1 protein-coding gene is annotated in these 402 nt (G+C 47.5%); it reads left to right on the top strand.

Features of this window, described 5'->3' with window-relative positions:
• Nucleotides 1–154: 154 nt before the first annotated feature.
• A complete protein-coding gene (locus J1785_RS00165; RefSeq protein ID WP_129990942.1) occupies nt 155–376 on the top strand; it encodes a YdgH/BhsA/McbA-like domain containing protein in 222 nt (73 codons plus the stop codon).
• The last annotated feature ends 26 nt before the right edge of the window (nt 377–402 follow it).

Below are 402 nucleotides of genomic sequence, written 5' to 3'. Positions count from 1 at the left end.
GGGAACGGGGCATTCGCCCCCTGAGATGTTGTTCAGAAATTTTAACCAATATCAGCAAATCACTTCGCTATTCATGCCAGCTTCACGGGGTTATTCTTCTTCTCATCGAAGGCACATGGCCTTCCCCAAACAAACATTGAGAAGGAATTACATCATGAAATCTATCAAAACTTTCGTTGTTGCTGCTGCACTCGCCACGGTTTCTTTCGCCAGCTTCGCAGCTGAAATCGGCACTGTATCTGCTTCTGGCAATACGTTAGAGGGTCTGGAATCCACCTTCGCAGCCAAAGCCGCTGCCGCTGGTGCAACCTCTTATAAAATCATCGAAGCCGGTGGTCAGAATCGTCTTCACGGCACTGCCGTATTGTACAAATGATTTGCTGAAGTCCTGAGATACAAAAC

The organism is Rahnella perminowiae, assembly GCF_019049755.1.
Lineage (GTDB): Bacteria > Pseudomonadota > Gammaproteobacteria > Enterobacterales > Enterobacteriaceae > Rahnella > Rahnella perminowiae.
This window is presented reverse-complemented; position numbering and strand designations above follow the sequence as displayed.

Bases quoted from the DNA above. Each gene is read 5' to 3' on its own strand.
- J1785_RS00165 (WP_129990942.1), top strand. From the start codon at position 155: ATGAAATCTATCAAAACTTTCGTTGTTGCTGCTGCACTCGCCACGGTT.